We start from the raw sequence: 14,876 nt of genomic DNA, 5'->3' as shown, positions 1-14,876 counted from the left end.
GCGCCGGAGGAGAGACCATGCTCGACACTGTTCCCGCCGATCTGGAAACGGCCCTGCGCGCGGCATTGCCCGCGGCGGCCTTTCCCGAGCTCGGGGCCCAGTACCTTGAGGAGCCGCGCGGGCGCTATGCGGGCACGGGCGGGCTCCTGGTGGCGCCGGGGGCAACCGAGGAGGTCGCGACGGTTCTGCGTCTGGCCAATACCCACCGGGTCGGCGTGATCCCCTATAGCGGTGGTACCGGGCTTGTCGGTGGGCAGATCGCCCCCGAGGGCGCACCGCCGGTGATCTTGTCCCTGCAGCGGATGACGGCCATCCGCGCGGTGCATCCGTCGGAAAACGTGCTCGTGGCCGAGGCCGGCGCGATCCTCGCCGAGGTGCAGGCTGCCGCCGAGGGGGTTGGACGGCTCTTTCCGCTCTCGCTGGCCTCGGAAGGGTCTGCGCGGGTCGGGGGCGTGCTGGCCACCAATGCGGGCGGGGTGAATGTGCTGCGCTACGGCAATGCCCGGGATCTCTGCCTCGGAGTGGAGGCAGTGATGGCCAATGGCGAGATCTGGCACGGGCTGACCCGCTTGCGGAAGAACAATATGGGATACGATTTGCGGAACCTGCTGATCGGGGCCGAGGGCACGCTCGGGGTGATCACCGCCGCCGCTTTGCGCCTCTTTCCGCGCCCCAGCCAGCACGGGGTCGCGATGCTGCAAGTCGCCACCCCCGAGGCGGCGCTGGAGCTTTTGAACCTCGCGGGGGAGGTGGCGGGCGATGCCATCTCGGCCTTTGAGCTGATCGGCGGGATGGGGCTGCGGTTTCTGGCGGAAACCATGCCGGATCTGCGTCTTCCCTTTGCCGATGCGCCCGATTGGTGCGTGCTGATCGATCTGGCCGGGGCGAGCGGGTTTGATCCCGAAGGCGCGCTCGAAACGCTCTATACCCGCGCCGCGGAGGCGGGGCTCGTGACCGATGGGATCATCGCGCAATCAGAGGGACAGGTGGCAGAGCTTTGGGCGGTGCGCGAGACGATCCCCGAGGCGAACCGCCGGATCGGCTCGGTCTCCTCCCATGACATCTCGGTGCCGCTCTCTCAGATCCCGGAGTTCATCACCGAGGCGACCGCCGCCCTGAACGCCATGGGCCGCTACCGGATCAACTGCTTTGGCCATGTGGGCGATGGCAATCTGCATTATAACGTCTTTCCCATGCCGGGGGAGACCCGCGCCGATCACGAGGCGGACCGCCCGGCGATCAAACGCTGCGTCCATGACATCGTCCATGCCATGGGGGGCTCGGTCTCGGCGGAGCATGGAATCGGGCGGCTCAAGGTCGAAGATCTGGAGCGCTATGGCGATCCGGTGAAGCTCGCCGCCATGCGCGCGATCAAGGATGCGCTGGATCCCAATGGCATCCTCAATCCGGGCGCGGTCCTGCGCCAACGGGGATGAGCGGCATCCGCCTCGCGCCCCATGACCCCGGCTGGGCCGGGGCCGCGGCAGAGGAGGGCAGGGCGATCACCCACGCGCTGGGCGGGCTGGACGTTACCGTGCACCATATCGGCAGCACTTCGGTCCCGGGTCTGGTGGCCAAGCCGATCCTAGACCTGTTGCTGGAGGCAGACGATATGACGGCGCTGGCCGTGCGCGGTGGGGACCTTGCCGCGTTGGGCTATGAGGGGCTCGGCGCCTACTTGATCCCCGGGCGGCTCTATTTCCGCAAGGAGGATCCTTTGGGGCGGCGGACGCACCACCTCCACGCTTTTGCGACGGGTTCGGAGGGCGCGCGCCGCCATCTGGCCTTTCGCGATTATCTGCGCGCGCATCCCGAGGTCGCGAGAGAATATGGCGCGCTGAAGCAAAGCCTCGTCGCCCGGACACCGGATCCGGAGCATTACATGGACGGCAAGGATCCTTGGGTGAAAGCCACCGAAGCGGCGGCCCTGCATTGGGCTGGACGCTCTGGATGAAAAAGGCCCGGCGCGGTGGCAGTCACCGGCCGGGCTCAGTCTACCTTAGGGAAACCTGTCGATCGCTGCATCGACAGACCCCAGATTACGCGTGAGTCGTTAGCAATTCGTTAGGATTTGACCGATTTCCGGCGCCGCAGGGCCGCAGCGCCCAGCAAACCGCCTGCCAGAAGCGGAAGAGAGGCCGGGAGCGGCACCGGGGACGGGCTGGCCGTCCCTCCGACGAGTTTCACATTGTCGATGATGATCCCGCCATTGTCGCCGCCCTCATGGGCGAAGAAGATCGACCCGGTGGAGCCATCGCCCATGAACGAAAAGCTGAGCTCCGCGAAATCATCCGCGCGCGGGCCTCCGGGGACCGAAAGCGTGTCCGAGATCCCGCCGACGCCAAAGGTCATGACATTGGTGTTCTGCTGCTGGAAATAGTTCTTCGAGTAATCGAAGCTCAGCGTGTACTTGACCCCATCCACGAGCGTGAAGCTCTGCTGGGTCTGGATCGTGCCCGCCGCGCCGATGGAGCCATCAAGGTCTACGCAGGTATCGATGTTGTAGCAGACATCGGGGAAGTAGCCGGTCCCGGTGATGTCCACCGCGCCGGACGTGGTCGACCACCCGCTGGGTGTGCGGTTCGGGCCGGCGGTGTTGCTTTCGAAATCGTCGAAAAAGAGCGTGTCCGCAGCGGCAAGGCCGGGGGTCAGGGCACTCAGAAACAGGGCGAGGGTCAGGGCTTTCATCAGAGCTACTCACATAATAGGGACGTGTAATCCCGCCGCTTTAGCGGACCCTTGGCACAGCGGTCAATTTTGGCGCGAAATCGGTGCTTGGTTGTTTCCGCTCGGGCAACAAAACCCGCGTTCAATCGCCTTCGAACGCGGTGAGCGTGTGGACTTCCATGTCCATCTCTTCGAGCAGTTTGCGCCCGCCCAGATCCGGCAGGTCGATCACAAAGGCGCAGCCGACGACCTCGGCCCCAAGCCGCTCGATCAGCTGGATGCCCGCCCGGGCCGTGCCGCCCGTGGCCAGGAGGTCATCGACCAGCAGGACCCGCTCGCCCGGCTGCAGCGCGTCGTCATGGATCTCGACCGTGGCCTCGCCATATTCCAGCGCATAATCCTGTTCGATCGTCGCGCCCGGCAGCTTGCCCTTCTTGCGGATAGGCAGAAAACCTACGCTCAGCTGGTGCGCCACCGCCCCGCCGAGGATGAACCCGCGCGCCTCCAGCCCGGCCACCTTGTCGATCTGCACGCCGACAAATGGGTCGAGCAACTGGTCCACCGCAATCCGAAATCCGCGCGGGTCGAGAAACAGGGTCGTCACGTCCCGGAACATGATCCCCTCATGGGGAAAGTCCGGAATGGTGCGGATATACTGTGTCAGAGTTTTGCGCGCGGCCATGGGCGGTGGTCTCCGTCTTTCGCTCCCCAATCGGTGCTTTGGGGATGCCTCTGCGCTCCGCGCCACGCAAGGGCAAATGCCCCCCGGTCGCAAGAAGCCGTGAAATATGGTAAACAGAGCGCGTTTTTAAGACGAATTGTTGATTCGGAGATTTGAAATGAAGTATCTGCTCAGCGCGGTTTTCGCGCTTTCTGTTCTCATGTCCACTGCCCCGATGGCACAGGCCTGTCCCGCGACCCACTATCCCTGCGGATCCGGCAGCTGCTGTTCCCGATAAGGAGCCTGTCATGAAACGGATTGTATCCGTCGCCGCGATCTTCGTGGCGGCCTTCTTCGCCTTTTATCTGCTGACCTCGATTTCCGAGGAAGATGTCTTTGCCTATCACCAGTTGGATCCGCCGAAATCTCCCGAGGCGGTGGAGGCGGGCGACATCGTGGCCCTCTCCCCCGATAGGTTGCGCAGTGAGAAGATCTGCGATCAGAACCTCGCCGAGCCCCTGATTGATCGGGGCGAGGTGCGGGATGTCTATTTCAACAGCCTCTGGGACCGGGTGGCGGATTTCTCGCGCTTGATCCGGTTTGAACCGGGGGCGGAGACGGAGCGTCGGGCCATCTCCTTCCGTGGCGAGAAATCGACCATCGCGGAATCCGGCAGCCCTCTGGCGGATATGGCCCAGTCCTGCGAATGCAACATGGCCAAGGCCTTGAACAGCCGTCGTCCGGTCTGCACCGTGCGCGCCTCTCTGGTCGAAAAGCGCGTGGTGCCCGGGTTCCAGGAGGGCGATCCGGATCGGGTGTCCGAAGTTACGGTCGCCTATGCCCTGAGCCTCTTTTCCAATCAGGTGACCGAAGCGCAATTCGAAGCCTGTGGATTGGAGATGAGCGAGGCAGCGGTGGCGACCATGCAGATGGAATGCACGCAGAACGGCTTGCCCTATGACACGGTGATCCGGCAACGGCTCAACCTGATCGAGCGGCAACCGATCCTGCAGGCCAATCTGCAGTAGCGTCGAGGAAAATCACGACAAAAGCCCCCTGACTGCTCAGGGGGCTTTTTTTTGTTTGAATAGGCCAAACAAAAGCGGGCGCTTCTCGGGTCCGGATACAGCCAGTTTCGGAGGATCGTGAACCTACCTGTGCCGCTCGATTGGCGCGATGTTCCTGCGCTGGTCGGGCCAGAGCTCCGATCACGCTTGGCGAAACGCAGAGCGGGTCCTAGCGTACTGCGAAAACCAGGCGCGAAGGGCTGTGAAATGGCACAAAAGAAAGTCGAGGACACGGGGGCCAAGCTCGGTTCGCAACACCCGCTCTACGACGTTGTGGCGGAAGCCTACCGTGTTTTCAAATACCCGAGGCCCCATAGCCTCGAAGTTTGCCAAGCCTGCTGTATGGATCCAGCAATTGAAGCCGAGTTCCTTGAGATTGCCATCGAAGACCTGCCTTTGCGCGCCCTCTCCGATTGGTTCTCCGCAGCCTGTGATCCCGGAGGGGTCTCCAAGTCAGTTTGGGGCTACCTCCTGCCGCGCATTCTTGAGGCCCTGGCATGTGGCGAAGAGGTCAGTTCTGTTGGCCTCGAGGTTAGTCTTTCGCGCTTTCAAACCGGTCAGAAAGAGAACTGGAGCGAGACCGAATGGCGCGTCTTGGACGATTTCCGAAAGCGCTACCTGAGGCATGCGATGAGACGCTACGACCACCATGTCGATGACATGGTGTGCATGTTCGTACTGGCGGGATGGCCGATCGACGAAATTCTGGCGCAGATTGCGTCGCTTCCGACCGCTGTGCTGGTGGAGCGTTTCTGGAACGACTGGTGCAAAGACAGGGGGCCAGGCGGTGGCGAGGTCTGGATTACAGCCTTTTGGGAGCCTCAGCAGACAAGCAGACTTCATGCGTTCTATACATCGAAAAGCTTCTATCAACGCTTTAAGCAGCTTGCCTTTGCCGGCGACACGCCTCCGTTTTTGGCGATGAAGGCCCGTGCGCTTCTCGTGGTTCTTGAAGACAGTGCCTTTGATCCCGCATAGGCCCGGTCGGACCCTCTGCGCGACCCCCAGCCCATATGGGGAGCTGATTGGCGACGCGGGCAGTGCTCCGCCGGTAAGCAGACCAGAAATTCCGCTTCAACCGCCAGGACAGCGCAGCGGGAAAGGGACCCGTTCCAAGCCCTTCGGTCGGATGCCCGTCCCATGGGATTGATGCGAAAAAGACCACCCGTGTCCGGGTGGTCTGATCTTGGGGCTGGAAATGTCGCTCAGATGTTCTGAGCGGCCATTTCCTTGGCGATGTGATCCGCCTGCCGCATGGCCAGTGCCACGATGGTCAGGGTCGGGTTCTCCGCAGCACCTGTCGTGAACTGCGAGCCGTCCGAGATGAAGAGGTTCGCGATGTCATGGGTCTGTCCCCATTTGTTCACCACCCCGTCCCGTGCCTTTTCGGACATCCGGTTCGTGCCGAGGTTATGGGTGCTCGGATAGGGCGGGGTCGGGAAGGTGCGGGTGGCCCCCACCGACTCGTAGATCGCCTGTCCCTGCTGCCAGGCATGGTTGCGCATGGCGATGTCATTGGGGTGATCATCGAAATGCACATTCGGCGCAGGCAGCCCGTATTGGTCGAGTACGTCGGTGTTCAGGGTCACGCGATTGGTCTCTTGCGGCATGTCCTCGCCCACGAGCCACATCCCGGCCATGTTCTCATAGCCATCCAGTGCTGCGGTGAACTCCCGTCCCCAGGCGCCGGGATCGAGGAAGGCGGCCATGAAGGGCAGGCCAAGGCTCAGCGTCTCCATCTCGTAGCCGCCGACAAAGCCGCGGGACGGGTCATGGCGGCTCTCATCGGTGATGATGCCCGCCATGGTCGTACCCCGCCACATGCGCACGGGCTTGTCGAAGACCGCGTAAACCGAGGCCGTCATGTGCCGCATGTAGTTGCGCCCGACCTGGCCCGAGCTGTTGGCGAGCCCGTCCGGGAACATCGACGAGGCCGAGTTCAGCAGGAGCCGCGGGCTCTCGATCGAGTTGCCCGCCACGGCCACGACCCGGGCCTTCTGCAGGTGCTGGTTGCCATCGGCATCCGCATAAAGCACGCCGCTGACCTTGCCCGCATCATCATGCTCGATCTTGAGCACATGGGCCTTGGTGCGCAGCTCGTAATTGCCGGTGTCCAGCGCGTTCGGGATCTCGTCATAGCTGGGCGACCACTTGGCCGCGACCTTGCAGCCCTGGAAACAGAAGCCCATCTGCTGGCACGGGGTGCCATCGGCGCTGTCCGAGCTCTTGATCGCCATGCGGCCCGTATGGACATCCTCATAGCCCATGGCCTTGGCACCAGCTTCGAAGACCTTGAAGTTGTTGTTGCCGGGCAGGCCGGGACGGTCGCCCGTGCGTGTCACATGCATCTTGTCCTCGGCGGCCGCATACCAGGGCGCCATCTCCTCGGCATCGATCGGCCAGTCCAGCAGCGACGCTCCGGGCACGTTGCCATAGGTCGTGCGCGCCTTCCATTCGTGATCCTGGAACCGCAGGGAGGCCCCGGCCCAGTGCACGGTGGAGCCGCCCACGGATTTCACGATCCAGGCGGGCAGACCCGAGAAATCATTGGCCACCCGCCAGTCTCCCGAGGTGGTGCGGGCATCAAGCCAGGCCAATTGCCCGAAGCTCGCCCATTCGTCCTGGATGAAATCCTGGGGCTCGTGATAGCCGCCTGCCTCCAGAGAGACGACCTTGACGCCCTTCTTGGCGAGCTCATTGGCGAGCGTTCCGCCCCCGGCACCGGTGCCGATGATGACGACCACGGAGTCGTCGTTCAGATCAAATGTAGTCATGTTCAGATCCTCCCCTCAGACCCAGTCCACGTCATCGAAACCACGGTCGATATAGCCGCCCTTGGAGAAGCTCTCGCCCTCGTAGCCAAAGAGGGGCCAGACGTCTTTCTGGTTGTAGAGACCGGTGACGAGGCCGCCGCGGATCTGTTGGAAGAAGGGGCTGTTTTCCATGCCACGCAGGATATCCACGCGGTCGCGCTCCCAGCCCATGGCGAGGTAGCTGCCATGCCCGGCATTGCGCGCCGCGGCATTGAGGTCCGAGATCCCGAGCTCGATCGTGCCCGCATCATCATCGGTGTCATAACCCTTGACGGCAGCGGCGTAGAACTTGTCGCCCACATGGTCGTGGGGGTAGATGTCCCGCGCCATCTGCACGAGGGTCGCAAAGGTCTCGGGCTTGAGCGCGCTCAGTTCCGTCGCCCAGGCGGCGTCTTTTGCGGCGACAAAGCCGCTCCCGACCACGAAGCTGGCACTGGCCGCGGTTGCCCGCGCCAAGAGCTGGCGCCGTGTCAGGCCTTTGGGGCCTTTGGTGTCAATCATGTTTTTCCTCCCATTGCGCGCCGCTGCGGCCTCCCTGCCGCGCGGCTGTCTGTTTTATTGAAAGCGCCCGCCGCGCTCGAGCACCTCGATCTGATAACCATCGGGGTCGGCCACGAAGAAGAATTTCGCGAACCGCACGCCCTCGGGCTTGAACTCGACAATCTTGCGGGGGGCGAGCCCCTCAGCCTCGAACCGCGCGTGCTCTGCCTCCACATCCGAAACCGAGACCGCGAAATGGCCATAGGCGCTGCCGTGCTCATAGGGCTCTGTCGTCCCCTTGTTCACGGTCAGTTCCAGCTCGAAGCCGCTCTCGTCATTGCTGAGATAGATCAGGATGAAGTCATCGAATTCGCGTCGTTCGGCGATGGTGAGGCCGAAGGCCTTTTCGTAGAACGCAAGCGAGCGCGCCTCGTCGAGGACACGGATCATGCTGTGGATTGCCTTGGCCAATCCAACCTCCCGTTGTTTTGTTATGGGAGATCAGGGTAGCGCAGGGGCAAACTGGCCAAGGTAGTAAGGTTTTACTACTGCCTGAAATTTGTGCAGATCGCTCGAGGCGAGCGGTGCGCGGCAGGTTATTCCGCTGCGATCCCGGCTTCCGGGGCCTTTTGTGTCTCGATATAGAGCAGGGCCGTACAGCGCAGGAGCGAGGTGAAATTCGCAGGCTCGCCGCGCGCCTCGAGCACTTCGGAATGCAGGGTCGAGATGAAGGCGGGCGTGCTGGTGCCCTCGGCCTCGGCAATCGTGTCGAGGATCGCCCAGAAGCTGTTTTCAAGCCGGATCGATGTGCTTTGCCCGTTCAGTCTGAGCCGCCGCGTGGTGCACGCATAGCGGTCCGGATCCTGATGGGAAAATATCTGGCACATGCTGACCCCCCTGAAACACCTTGTCCCTGTGGGCAAAAGGTAGCGCGCGGAGGGAAACCTGTCCATTGCGCGAAGGTCGGGGCCCGACGCGGTGGGCGCGCCGGGTCGAAGGGCAGGTCGCAGGGCCGGGCGGTCAGGCCGGTGTCAGGACCCGGCCCGCGACGGCGTCAAGCTTGGCCACAAGCGCCGGGTCGCGTTTCTCCGGGGCGGTCATCACCGCAAACTCCAGCGCACGGTCGCAACCATGCTCGCAAAGCTCCCGCTCGGCTCCCAGCAGGCCGGGCAGGCGGGCCACCAGCCCCTTGGCCTTTTCCGAATTGCCCATGAGCGTCTTGATGATCTCGGTCACATCCACCTCGCCATGGTCCGGATGCCAGCTGTCATAATCGGTGATCATGGCGACGCTCGCATAGCAAAGCTCCGCCTCGCGGGCGAGCTTGGCTTCGGGCATGTTGGTCATGCCGATCACGTCGCAGCCCCAGCTTTCGCGGTACATCTTGCTCTCGGCGAGGCTCGAAAACTGCGGGCCCTCCATGGCCAGATAGGTGCCGCCGTCATGGACATTGATCCCGCCCGCCTTGGCCGCCGCGAGGCAGGCCGCGCCGAGCCGGGGGCAGGTCGGATGCGCCACGCTCACATGGGCGACGCAGCCCGTGCCGAAGAAGGACTTCTCGCGCGCGAAGGTGCGGTCGATGAACTGGTCCACGATCACGAAATCCCCGGGCGCCATCTCTTCGCGGAACGATCCGCAGGCACTGACGGAGATCACATCCGTCACGCCCAGCCGCTTCAGCGCGTCGATATTGGCGCGGTAGGGCACCGTTGTGGGCGAGTGGACATGGCCGCGCCCGTGCCGGGGCAGGAAGGCCATCTTCACGCCGTCGAGCTCACCGGTCAGGATCGCATCCGAAGGCGCGCCCCAGGGGCTCTCGACCTCCTGCCAGGTGGGGTTCTCGAGCCCCTCGATCTCGTAAAGTCCGGATCCGCCGATGATGCCCAGATAAGTCTGCATATGTGCCCCCTGTTGTCTCTGCCTTCATGGCTAGGCAGCGCATTCGGGCACGTCAATGGCTGTGGCTACAGCAGGAGCAGATTGCTGTCATCGAGGCTGACGGCGGATGTGTTCAGAACCAGCACCGTGACATCGTCGCCGCGGATGAGGGCGCCCGCGCCCGTGTCGATCACGGAGACCGCGCCGCTTTCGCCCGCGATCTGGATCAGGTCGGCCTCGACTTCGAAATCCGCGATCACGTCGAACCCGTCACCTGCGAAAAAGCGGAACGTGTCCTCGCCATTGCCCCCCAGAAGCAGATCATTGTCCGCGCCGCCTTCGAGCACATCGACCCCAGCGTCGCCGACCAGCCGATCATTCCCGGCTCCACCGCGGAGCAGATCGCCCCCTGCACCGCCGATCAGGATATCATCGCCCGCATCCCCTTCCAGCGCGTCGGCGCCCGTCTCGCCAAAGAGGATGTCATCGCCATTACCACCGGCCAGCCCATCGTCGCCGCCGCCGCCCCGGGCCAGATCGCGCCCATCGCCCAGCCAGAACGTATCCGCGCCATCCTCAAGAATGACTGTGTCGTCACCGCGCATGTTCAGCACGACCCCATCATCATTGACCGCATCCCGGGGCTGGAACGTGCCCGGGGGGGATCCTCGAAAGGACCAGTCGAGGCCGAGGACGATCTCTTCCACAGCACCTGGATCACTGCCTGCGCGATCCGCCTCTGCGGCGGCGGTCAGACTGTCGAGAGGCAGAAAGAGCCGGTCCATCTCGACCAAGAGCCCGCTCGGGGTTTCGACCCGCAAGCCCGTCAGCAGGCCCGAGAGGCTCGTGCCACCCCCCGGATCGGGCGTACTGGCGAGGTTCAGCCCCGTCGCGATATAGGTCAGATCCGTGCTGCCCGGACGAAAGGTCAGCACCGCCTCGCGATCCGACAGGCTCTGCAACGTGGCGTCGAGGACAAGCGCCTCGAGATGGAATGGGACCGCGTCAATCGAGCCGACCACATTCGAGGCAAATCTCAGTCTGGGCATGGGACCCTCCTCCCTCGGGCTGGGAGGATACCTCAAATCGGCTCCGGGCGATACGGGGCATGGGCTGAGGCGCGCCCGGTCCCGGCGCGGTGGCGCATGGCGCTGGTGCAAAACGCCTCCAGCCGGGCACATCTGCCTTGCGCTCCTTGCAGTGCGGCATTGCATCTCAGGGCTAGGCAGAGCGGCCCAAACCCGCTAAGTCGCGCGCAGCCCCCATCCCCATCCCGAGGTTTCCCCGTGGCCCGAGCTTTGCTGGCGTCCTTCGCCAATCGTCTTGCGTTTTCCAGCCCGACCGAGGCCGAGACCCTCAGCCCCGCCCGCTGGCGGATTGAGATCCTCTCCGGTCTGACCGTGGCTCTGGCCCTGGTGCCCGAGGCCGTGGCGTTTGCCTTTGTGGCGGGGGTGCACCCGCTGGTGGGCCTTTACGCGGCCTTCATCGTGGGCCTGATCACCGCGCTGATCGGTGGACGGCCGGGCATGATCTCCGGCGCGACGGGTGCGCTGGCTGTGGTCATGGTGGCGCTGGTGGCCGAGCACGGGGTCGAATACCTCTTTGCGACCGTGGTTTTGATGGGGATCTTGCAGATCCTCTCTGGCATCTTCAAACTGGGCAAGTTTATCCGGCTCGTGCCCCATCCGGTGATGCTGGGCTTTGTGAACGGCCTTGCCATCGTGATTTTCCTGGCACAGCTGACGCAGTTCCGCGTGCCCAATGAGGCGGGCGAGCTGGTCTGGATGACCGGTTGGCCGCTGGTCATGATGCTGGCGCTTGTGGCGCTGACCATGGTGATCATCTGGGGGATGCCGAAACTGACCCGCGTGGTGCCAGCACCGCTGGCCGGGATTGGGATCGTGGCGGTCCTCGTCATCGTCTTCGGGATCGACGTGCCGCGCGTGGGCGATATGGCCTCGATCCAGGGCGGGCTGCCGAGCTTCCATATCCCCATGGTGCCGCTCAACCTTGAAACGCTGCAGATCATCGCGCCCTATGCCTTCATCCTCGCAGCGATCGGCCTGATCGAGAGCCTGCTGACCCTCAACCTCGTCGGAGAGATCACCGGCAAGCGCGGTGGGGCGAGCCAGGAATGCATCGCCCAAGGTGTCGCCAACACGGTCACCGGTTTCTTCGGGGGCATGGGCGGTTGTGCGATGATCGGCCAGTCGATGATCAACGTGAAATCCGGCGGGCGCACGCGGATCGCCGGGGTGGCGGCTGCACTTTTCCTGCTGCTCTTCATCGTGGCGGCCTCGCCCCTGATCGAGCAGATCCCGCTCGCCGCCCTTGTGGGCGTGATGTTCATGGTGGTGATCGGCACCTTTGCCTGGCAATCCTTGACGATCCTGCGCCGGGTGCCGCTGACCGATGCGTTGGTCATCGTGCTGGTCACGGTCGTCACCGTGCTCACCGACCTTGCCATCGCGGTGGTCGTGGGCGTGATCGTCTCGGCTCTGGCCTATGCCTGGAACAACGCGTCGCGGATCCACGCCAAAACCTATGACACGCCCGAAGGGGCCAAGGTCTATCAGGTTCAGGGCCCGCTCTTCTTTGGCTCCTCCGCCGGGTTTGTAGAGCTCTTTGACGTCTCCAAGGACCCCTCCATGGTGATCGTCGATTTCGCCGATAGCCGCGTGGTGGACCAGTCGGCCCTGACCGCGATCGAGGCCATGGCCGCGAAATACGCCGAGGCGGGCAAGACGTTGCAGCTGCGCCATCTGAGCAAGGATTGCCACCAGCTGCTGAGCAAGGCGGGCCAGCTGATGATCGACAGCGATGATGACCCGGATTACGCAATTGCCGCCAACTACTCGGTCAAGACCGGCATTCTCGGGGCAGGGCACTAGCGTCGCAGGGCGCGCCCCTTGCCAGAGGGGCGCGTTCCGGATTACAGCATCAGGTGACGGGTGGCAGTGAGGACCCGTCCCCCCACATCTCTGTAACTCTTGGAAAGGTGTCGCGCGCCATGATTGTGCGTCCTCCGTTCTCGTCTCTGGTGGAGGCCTGGTTGCTCCGCCACGAACAACGTCTCAAATGGGTCGCCCTGCTGCTGGGCGTGACCAGCACCATCGCCATCGTGCAGAACTGGCATCCCTGGCCGATGATCCTCGGCTTGCCCTTCTGCCTGATCTGGATCCTCTGCGCCTGGCTCCACGGCGAGCGGCAGTTGAAATACATCAACATCCTCTTCACCGCGCTCTATATCTATGGCCTCGCGCGCTACGCGGTGCTGGGGGCTTGAGGCCCGCTCAGTCGTCGGGCCGCGCCAGCGAGAAGAGGTTGTCGACGCAGGCATAGTCCCGGTAGCCGAGCCGCGAGAGCGGGCGATAGGTGGTCACGTCAAAGCGGCCGTCGACGATATGCTCGTCGCGCATATGGACACCCGTGACCTCGCCGAAGACGACGAAATTGGCCGCGCCCGGAAGCTGCACGATCTGGGTCAGCTTGCATTCGAGGTTCGCTGGCGACGCCGCGACCCGGGCGCAGGCGATCGTCTCGCAGTCGGCCTTCTCGAGCCCGGCCTTCTGGAACTCGTCTACTTCCGCGCCGTAGGCTCCCGAGCTCACATTCATCACATCGCGCAACGCGTAGGAGACAATGTTGACGCAAAATACCCCGGTCTCGCGGATATTGGCGACGCTGTCCTTGGTGTCGCCGCGATCCTCCTTGGCGGAGGTGGAAGCGAACATCACCTGCGGCGGGACATAGGCCACGGCGTTGAAGAACGAATAGGGCGCGAGATTGTCCCGGCCATCGGCGCCCCGGCTCGAGATCCAGCCAATGGGGCGCGGCGTGACGATGGCGTTGAACGGGTTATGGGGCAGGTCATGGCCCTGCTCGGGACGGTAAAACATGTGTCCTCCTCGCTGTTTGCGCATCACCTAACGCCTGTGTTAGGCGCGAGGCCAGCGAAAAACGGAACCAGACCACGTGCAACTGAGGCAGGAACAGACCGGCGACTGGTGGGAGGTCGAAGCGCTCTTCGATCTCTGCTTTGCGCCGGGGCGGGAGGCGCTCTCCTCCTACCGGCTGCGCGACGGGGTGCCGCCCGTGGCCGAGCTCTGCCTCGTGGCGCCGAGCATCGACAATGTGCTGGGCGGGATCGGCGGGGCGATCCGGTTCTGGCCGATCCGCGTGGGCGGGGCGGAGGCGCTGCTCCTTGGGCCTGTCGCGGTCCACCCGACCCGTCAGGGGGAGGGGCTGGGCGCGCTTTTGATCCAGGCGGGGCTTGAGAAAGCCGCATCCCTTGGCTGGTCCCGGGTCCTGCTCGTCGGAGACGCGCCCTATTACAGCCGGTTCGGGTTCGCCAAGGCCGACGGGGTGGAGATGCCGCCCCCCACGAACCCGGAGCGGGTGCTGATCCACGCTTTGACCGACGGCGCGTGGGACGGTGTTCGGGGCCCTGTCACCGCCGCTGCCTGACTGCCGCGGCCTGAGCCAGACCACGACCCCAGTCGCATAGACAGAGCCGGGGCCGCCATGGCAGGCTGGCCCTATGACGGTCCCCTTTGCCCCCTCACGGATCCGTGCGCGCCTTCTGGCCTCCCTCACCCTGATCGGTGTGAGCCTTGTGGGTGCGCCCCCGTCGCTCCACGCGGCGCAGGGCTGTTCCGAGGATGCGATTGTCGTCTTCGATGGCTCAGGCTCCATGTCCGAGATGGGCTTCAACCTGATGGATGAGCCGCGGATCTTCGCTGCCCGCCGAGCCGTGCGCCGCGCCATGCCGCAAGTGGCGCCGTTCCGCAATCTGGGGCTCTTGATCTACGGGCCCGGCCCACGCGAGGCCTGCAGCAATATCGACCTGCGCTTCGCGCCGATCCCCGATGCGGCCCCGCGCATGATTGCCGAGATCGACGCGCTGGCCCCGTCGGGCAACACGCCCCTGACGGCCTCGGTCGCCCGCGCTGCCGAGGCGCTGGGCTACCGCGACCGCGCGGGTGTCGTGGTGCTGGTCACCGACGGCAAGGAGACCTGCGGTGGCGCGCCCTGTCAGCTGGCTGCGAGCCTTTCGGCGGAGGCCCATGACCTGACCGTGCATGTGATTGGCTTCAAGCTGCGGGGCGAGCATTTCAGCTGGGACAGCGAGAACCAGCATGACTACCGCGAGGGGCAGACCGTGGCGCGCTGCCTCGCGGATCAGACCGGGGGGCTCTACCTGACGACTGAGACGGTGGATGAGCTGATCACGGCGCTGCAGACGACGCTGGGCTGTCCGATCTTCGGTCGCGGACCCGATCTGTCCGGGGGCGTACTGCCGGGCTAGGC

17 protein-coding genes are annotated in these 14,876 nt (G+C 64.2%); 8 read left to right on the top strand and 9 right to left on the bottom strand.

Annotation, left to right across the window (positions count from 1 at the left end; translation table 11 throughout):
* The first annotated feature begins 17 nt into the window (after nt 1–17).
* Together ACP153_RS00745 and ACP153_RS00740 are read left to right on the top strand one after the other, a co-directional pair.
* Nucleotides 18–1,436: an FAD-binding oxidoreductase gene (locus ACP153_RS00745; RefSeq protein WP_424969051.1), complete on the top strand. Its 1,419-nt coding sequence runs from the start codon at nt 18–20 to the stop codon at nt 1,434–1,436.
* Nucleotides 1,433–1,954, top strand: coding sequence for a GrpB family protein (locus ACP153_RS00740; RefSeq protein WP_424969050.1), 522 nt, complete (start codon nt 1,433–1,435; stop codon nt 1,952–1,954). Before ACP153_RS00745 ends, ACP153_RS00740 begins: the two co-directional genes overlap by 4 nt.
* Nucleotides 1,955–2,064: 110 nt before the next feature.
* Here ACP153_RS00740 and ACP153_RS00735 read toward each other — a convergent pair whose 3' ends face one another.
* Nucleotides 2,065–2,688 carry a VPLPA-CTERM sorting domain-containing protein gene (locus tag ACP153_RS00735; RefSeq protein ID WP_424969049.1) on the bottom strand — a complete coding sequence of 208 codons (624 nt, stop codon included), beginning with the start codon at nt 2,686–2,688 and terminating at the stop codon, nt 2,065–2,067.
* A 121-nt stretch (nt 2,689–2,809) separates the two neighbouring features.
* A complete protein-coding gene (locus ACP153_RS00730; protein ID WP_424969048.1) occupies nt 2,810–3,349 on the bottom strand; it encodes an adenine phosphoribosyltransferase in 540 nt (179 codons plus the stop codon).
* A gap of 287 nt (nt 3,350–3,636) precedes the next feature.
* On the opposite strand from ACP153_RS00730, the gene ACP153_RS00725 reads away from it, so the two are divergent.
* Both ACP153_RS00725 and ACP153_RS00720 read left to right on the top strand, forming a co-directional pair.
* On the top strand, nt 3,637–4,356 hold the full coding sequence (locus ACP153_RS00725) for a hypothetical protein (protein WP_424969047.1): 720 nt from the start codon (nt 3,637–3,639) through the stop codon (nt 4,354–4,356).
* 246 nt (nt 4,357–4,602) lie between these two features.
* Nucleotides 4,603–5,373, top strand: coding sequence for a hypothetical protein (locus tag ACP153_RS00720; RefSeq protein WP_424969046.1), 771 nt, complete (start codon nt 4,603–4,605; stop codon nt 5,371–5,373).
* 227 nt (nt 5,374–5,600) lie between these two features.
* On the opposite strand, the gene ACP153_RS00715 is transcribed toward ACP153_RS00720, so the two are convergent.
* From ACP153_RS00715 to ACP153_RS00690, 6 genes are all read right to left on the bottom strand, one after another.
* Nucleotides 5,601–7,169 carry a GMC family oxidoreductase gene (locus ACP153_RS00715; protein WP_424969045.1) on the bottom strand — a complete coding sequence of 523 codons (1,569 nt, stop codon included), beginning with the start codon at nt 7,167–7,169 and terminating at the stop codon, nt 5,601–5,603.
* 15 nt (nt 7,170–7,184) lie between these two features.
* Nucleotides 7,185–7,709, bottom strand: a complete 525-nt coding sequence (locus tag ACP153_RS00710; protein ID WP_424969044.1) for a Twin-arginine translocation pathway signal — start codon at nt 7,707–7,709, stop codon at nt 7,185–7,187.
* Nucleotides 7,710–7,763: 54 nt separating this feature from the next.
* Complete coding sequence (locus ACP153_RS00705; RefSeq protein ID WP_424969043.1) at nt 7,764–8,159, bottom strand: VOC family protein; 396 nt, start codon at nt 8,157–8,159, stop codon at nt 7,764–7,766.
* 125 nt (nt 8,160–8,284) lie between these two features.
* Entirely contained in the window at nt 8,285–8,575 is a 291-nt protein-coding gene (locus ACP153_RS00700; RefSeq protein WP_424969042.1) for a ribbon-helix-helix domain-containing protein, read from the bottom strand.
* A gap of 133 nt (nt 8,576–8,708) precedes the next feature.
* Complete coding sequence (locus ACP153_RS00695) at nt 8,709–9,587, bottom strand: S-methyl-5'-thioadenosine phosphorylase (protein WP_424969041.1); 879 nt, start codon at nt 9,585–9,587, stop codon at nt 8,709–8,711.
* 65 nt (nt 9,588–9,652) lie between these two features.
* A complete protein-coding gene (locus ACP153_RS00690; RefSeq protein ID WP_424969040.1) occupies nt 9,653–10,615 on the bottom strand; it encodes a calcium-binding protein in 963 nt (320 codons plus the stop codon).
* Between the two features lie 237 nt (nt 10,616–10,852).
* Between ACP153_RS00690 and ACP153_RS00685 the strand changes: the two genes are divergently transcribed.
* Nucleotides 10,853–12,457 carry a SulP family inorganic anion transporter gene (locus ACP153_RS00685; protein WP_424969039.1) on the top strand — a complete coding sequence of 535 codons (1,605 nt, stop codon included), beginning with the start codon at nt 10,853–10,855 and terminating at the stop codon, nt 12,455–12,457.
* A 119-nt stretch (nt 12,458–12,576) separates the two neighbouring features.
* A complete protein-coding gene (locus ACP153_RS00680) occupies nt 12,577–12,852 on the top strand; it encodes a peptidase (protein ID WP_424969038.1) in 276 nt (91 codons plus the stop codon).
* A 7-nt stretch (nt 12,853–12,859) separates the two neighbouring features.
* On the opposite strand, the gene ACP153_RS00675 is transcribed toward ACP153_RS00680, so the two are convergent.
* Nucleotides 12,860–13,465 (bottom strand): flavin reductase family protein, encoded by a 606-nt coding sequence (locus ACP153_RS00675; RefSeq protein ID WP_424969037.1) that lies wholly within the window; start codon nt 13,463–13,465, stop codon nt 12,860–12,862.
* A gap of 76 nt (nt 13,466–13,541) precedes the next feature.
* On the opposite strand from ACP153_RS00675, the gene ACP153_RS00670 reads away from it, so the two are divergent.
* Entirely contained in the window at nt 13,542–14,033 is a 492-nt protein-coding gene (locus tag ACP153_RS00670) for a GNAT family N-acetyltransferase (RefSeq protein WP_424969036.1), read from the top strand.
* A gap of 73 nt (nt 14,034–14,106) precedes the next feature.
* The gene (locus ACP153_RS00665) at nt 14,107–14,874 is read left to right on the top strand and encodes a vWA domain-containing protein (RefSeq protein WP_424969035.1); all 768 of its coding nucleotides are present in this window, start codon (nt 14,107–14,109) and stop codon (nt 14,872–14,874) included.
* The last annotated feature ends 2 nt before the right edge of the window (nt 14,875–14,876 follow it).

Source organism: Dinoroseobacter sp. S76, from assembly GCF_049801095.1.
Classification (GTDB): Bacteria; Pseudomonadota; Alphaproteobacteria; order Rhodobacterales; family Rhodobacteraceae; genus Dinoroseobacter.
Note: the sequence above shows the minus strand (reverse complement) of the source record. Positions and strands in the feature narration are given on the sequence as shown.

What these genes read in the sequence shown, in the direction of transcription:
- ACP153_RS00740 (WP_424969050.1), top strand. Translation starts at nt 1,433, where the DNA reads ATGAGCGGCATCCGCCTCGCGCCCCATGACCCCGGCTGGGCCGGGGCC.
- ACP153_RS00720 (WP_424969046.1), top strand. Translation starts at nt 4,603, where the DNA reads ATGGCACAAAAGAAAGTCGAGGACACGGGGGCCAAGCTCGGTTCGCAA.
- ACP153_RS00735 (WP_424969049.1), bottom strand. Translation starts at nt 2,688, where the DNA reads ATGAAAGCCCTGACCCTCGCCCTGTTTCTGAGTGCCCTGACCCCCGGC.
- ACP153_RS00730 (WP_424969048.1), bottom strand. Translation starts at nt 3,349, where the DNA reads ATGGCCGCGCGCAAAACTCTGACACAGTATATCCGCACCATTCCGGAC.
- ACP153_RS00700 (WP_424969042.1), bottom strand. Translation starts at nt 8,575, where the DNA reads ATGTGCCAGATATTTTCCCATCAGGATCCGGACCGCTATGCGTGCACC.
- ACP153_RS00675 (WP_424969037.1), bottom strand. Translation starts at nt 13,465, where the DNA reads ATGTTTTACCGTCCCGAGCAGGGCCATGACCTGCCCCATAACCCGTTC.
- ACP153_RS00745 (WP_424969051.1), top strand. Translation starts at nt 18, where the DNA reads ATGCTCGACACTGTTCCCGCCGATCTGGAAACGGCCCTGCGCGCGGCA.
- ACP153_RS00725 (WP_424969047.1), top strand. Translation starts at nt 3,637, where the DNA reads ATGAAACGGATTGTATCCGTCGCCGCGATCTTCGTGGCGGCCTTCTTC.
- ACP153_RS00710 (WP_424969044.1), bottom strand. Translation starts at nt 7,709, where the DNA reads ATGATTGACACCAAAGGCCCCAAAGGCCTGACACGGCGCCAGCTCTTG.
- ACP153_RS00715 (WP_424969045.1), bottom strand. Translation starts at nt 7,169, where the DNA reads ATGACTACATTTGATCTGAACGACGACTCCGTGGTCGTCATCATCGGC.
- ACP153_RS00690 (WP_424969040.1), bottom strand. Translation starts at nt 10,615, where the DNA reads ATGCCCAGACTGAGATTTGCCTCGAATGTGGTCGGCTCGATTGACGCG.
- ACP153_RS00680 (WP_424969038.1), top strand. Translation starts at nt 12,577, where the DNA reads ATGATTGTGCGTCCTCCGTTCTCGTCTCTGGTGGAGGCCTGGTTGCTC.
- ACP153_RS00665 (WP_424969035.1), top strand. Translation starts at nt 14,107, where the DNA reads ATGACGGTCCCCTTTGCCCCCTCACGGATCCGTGCGCGCCTTCTGGCC.
- ACP153_RS00695 (WP_424969041.1), bottom strand. Translation starts at nt 9,587, where the DNA reads ATGCAGACTTATCTGGGCATCATCGGCGGATCCGGACTTTACGAGATC.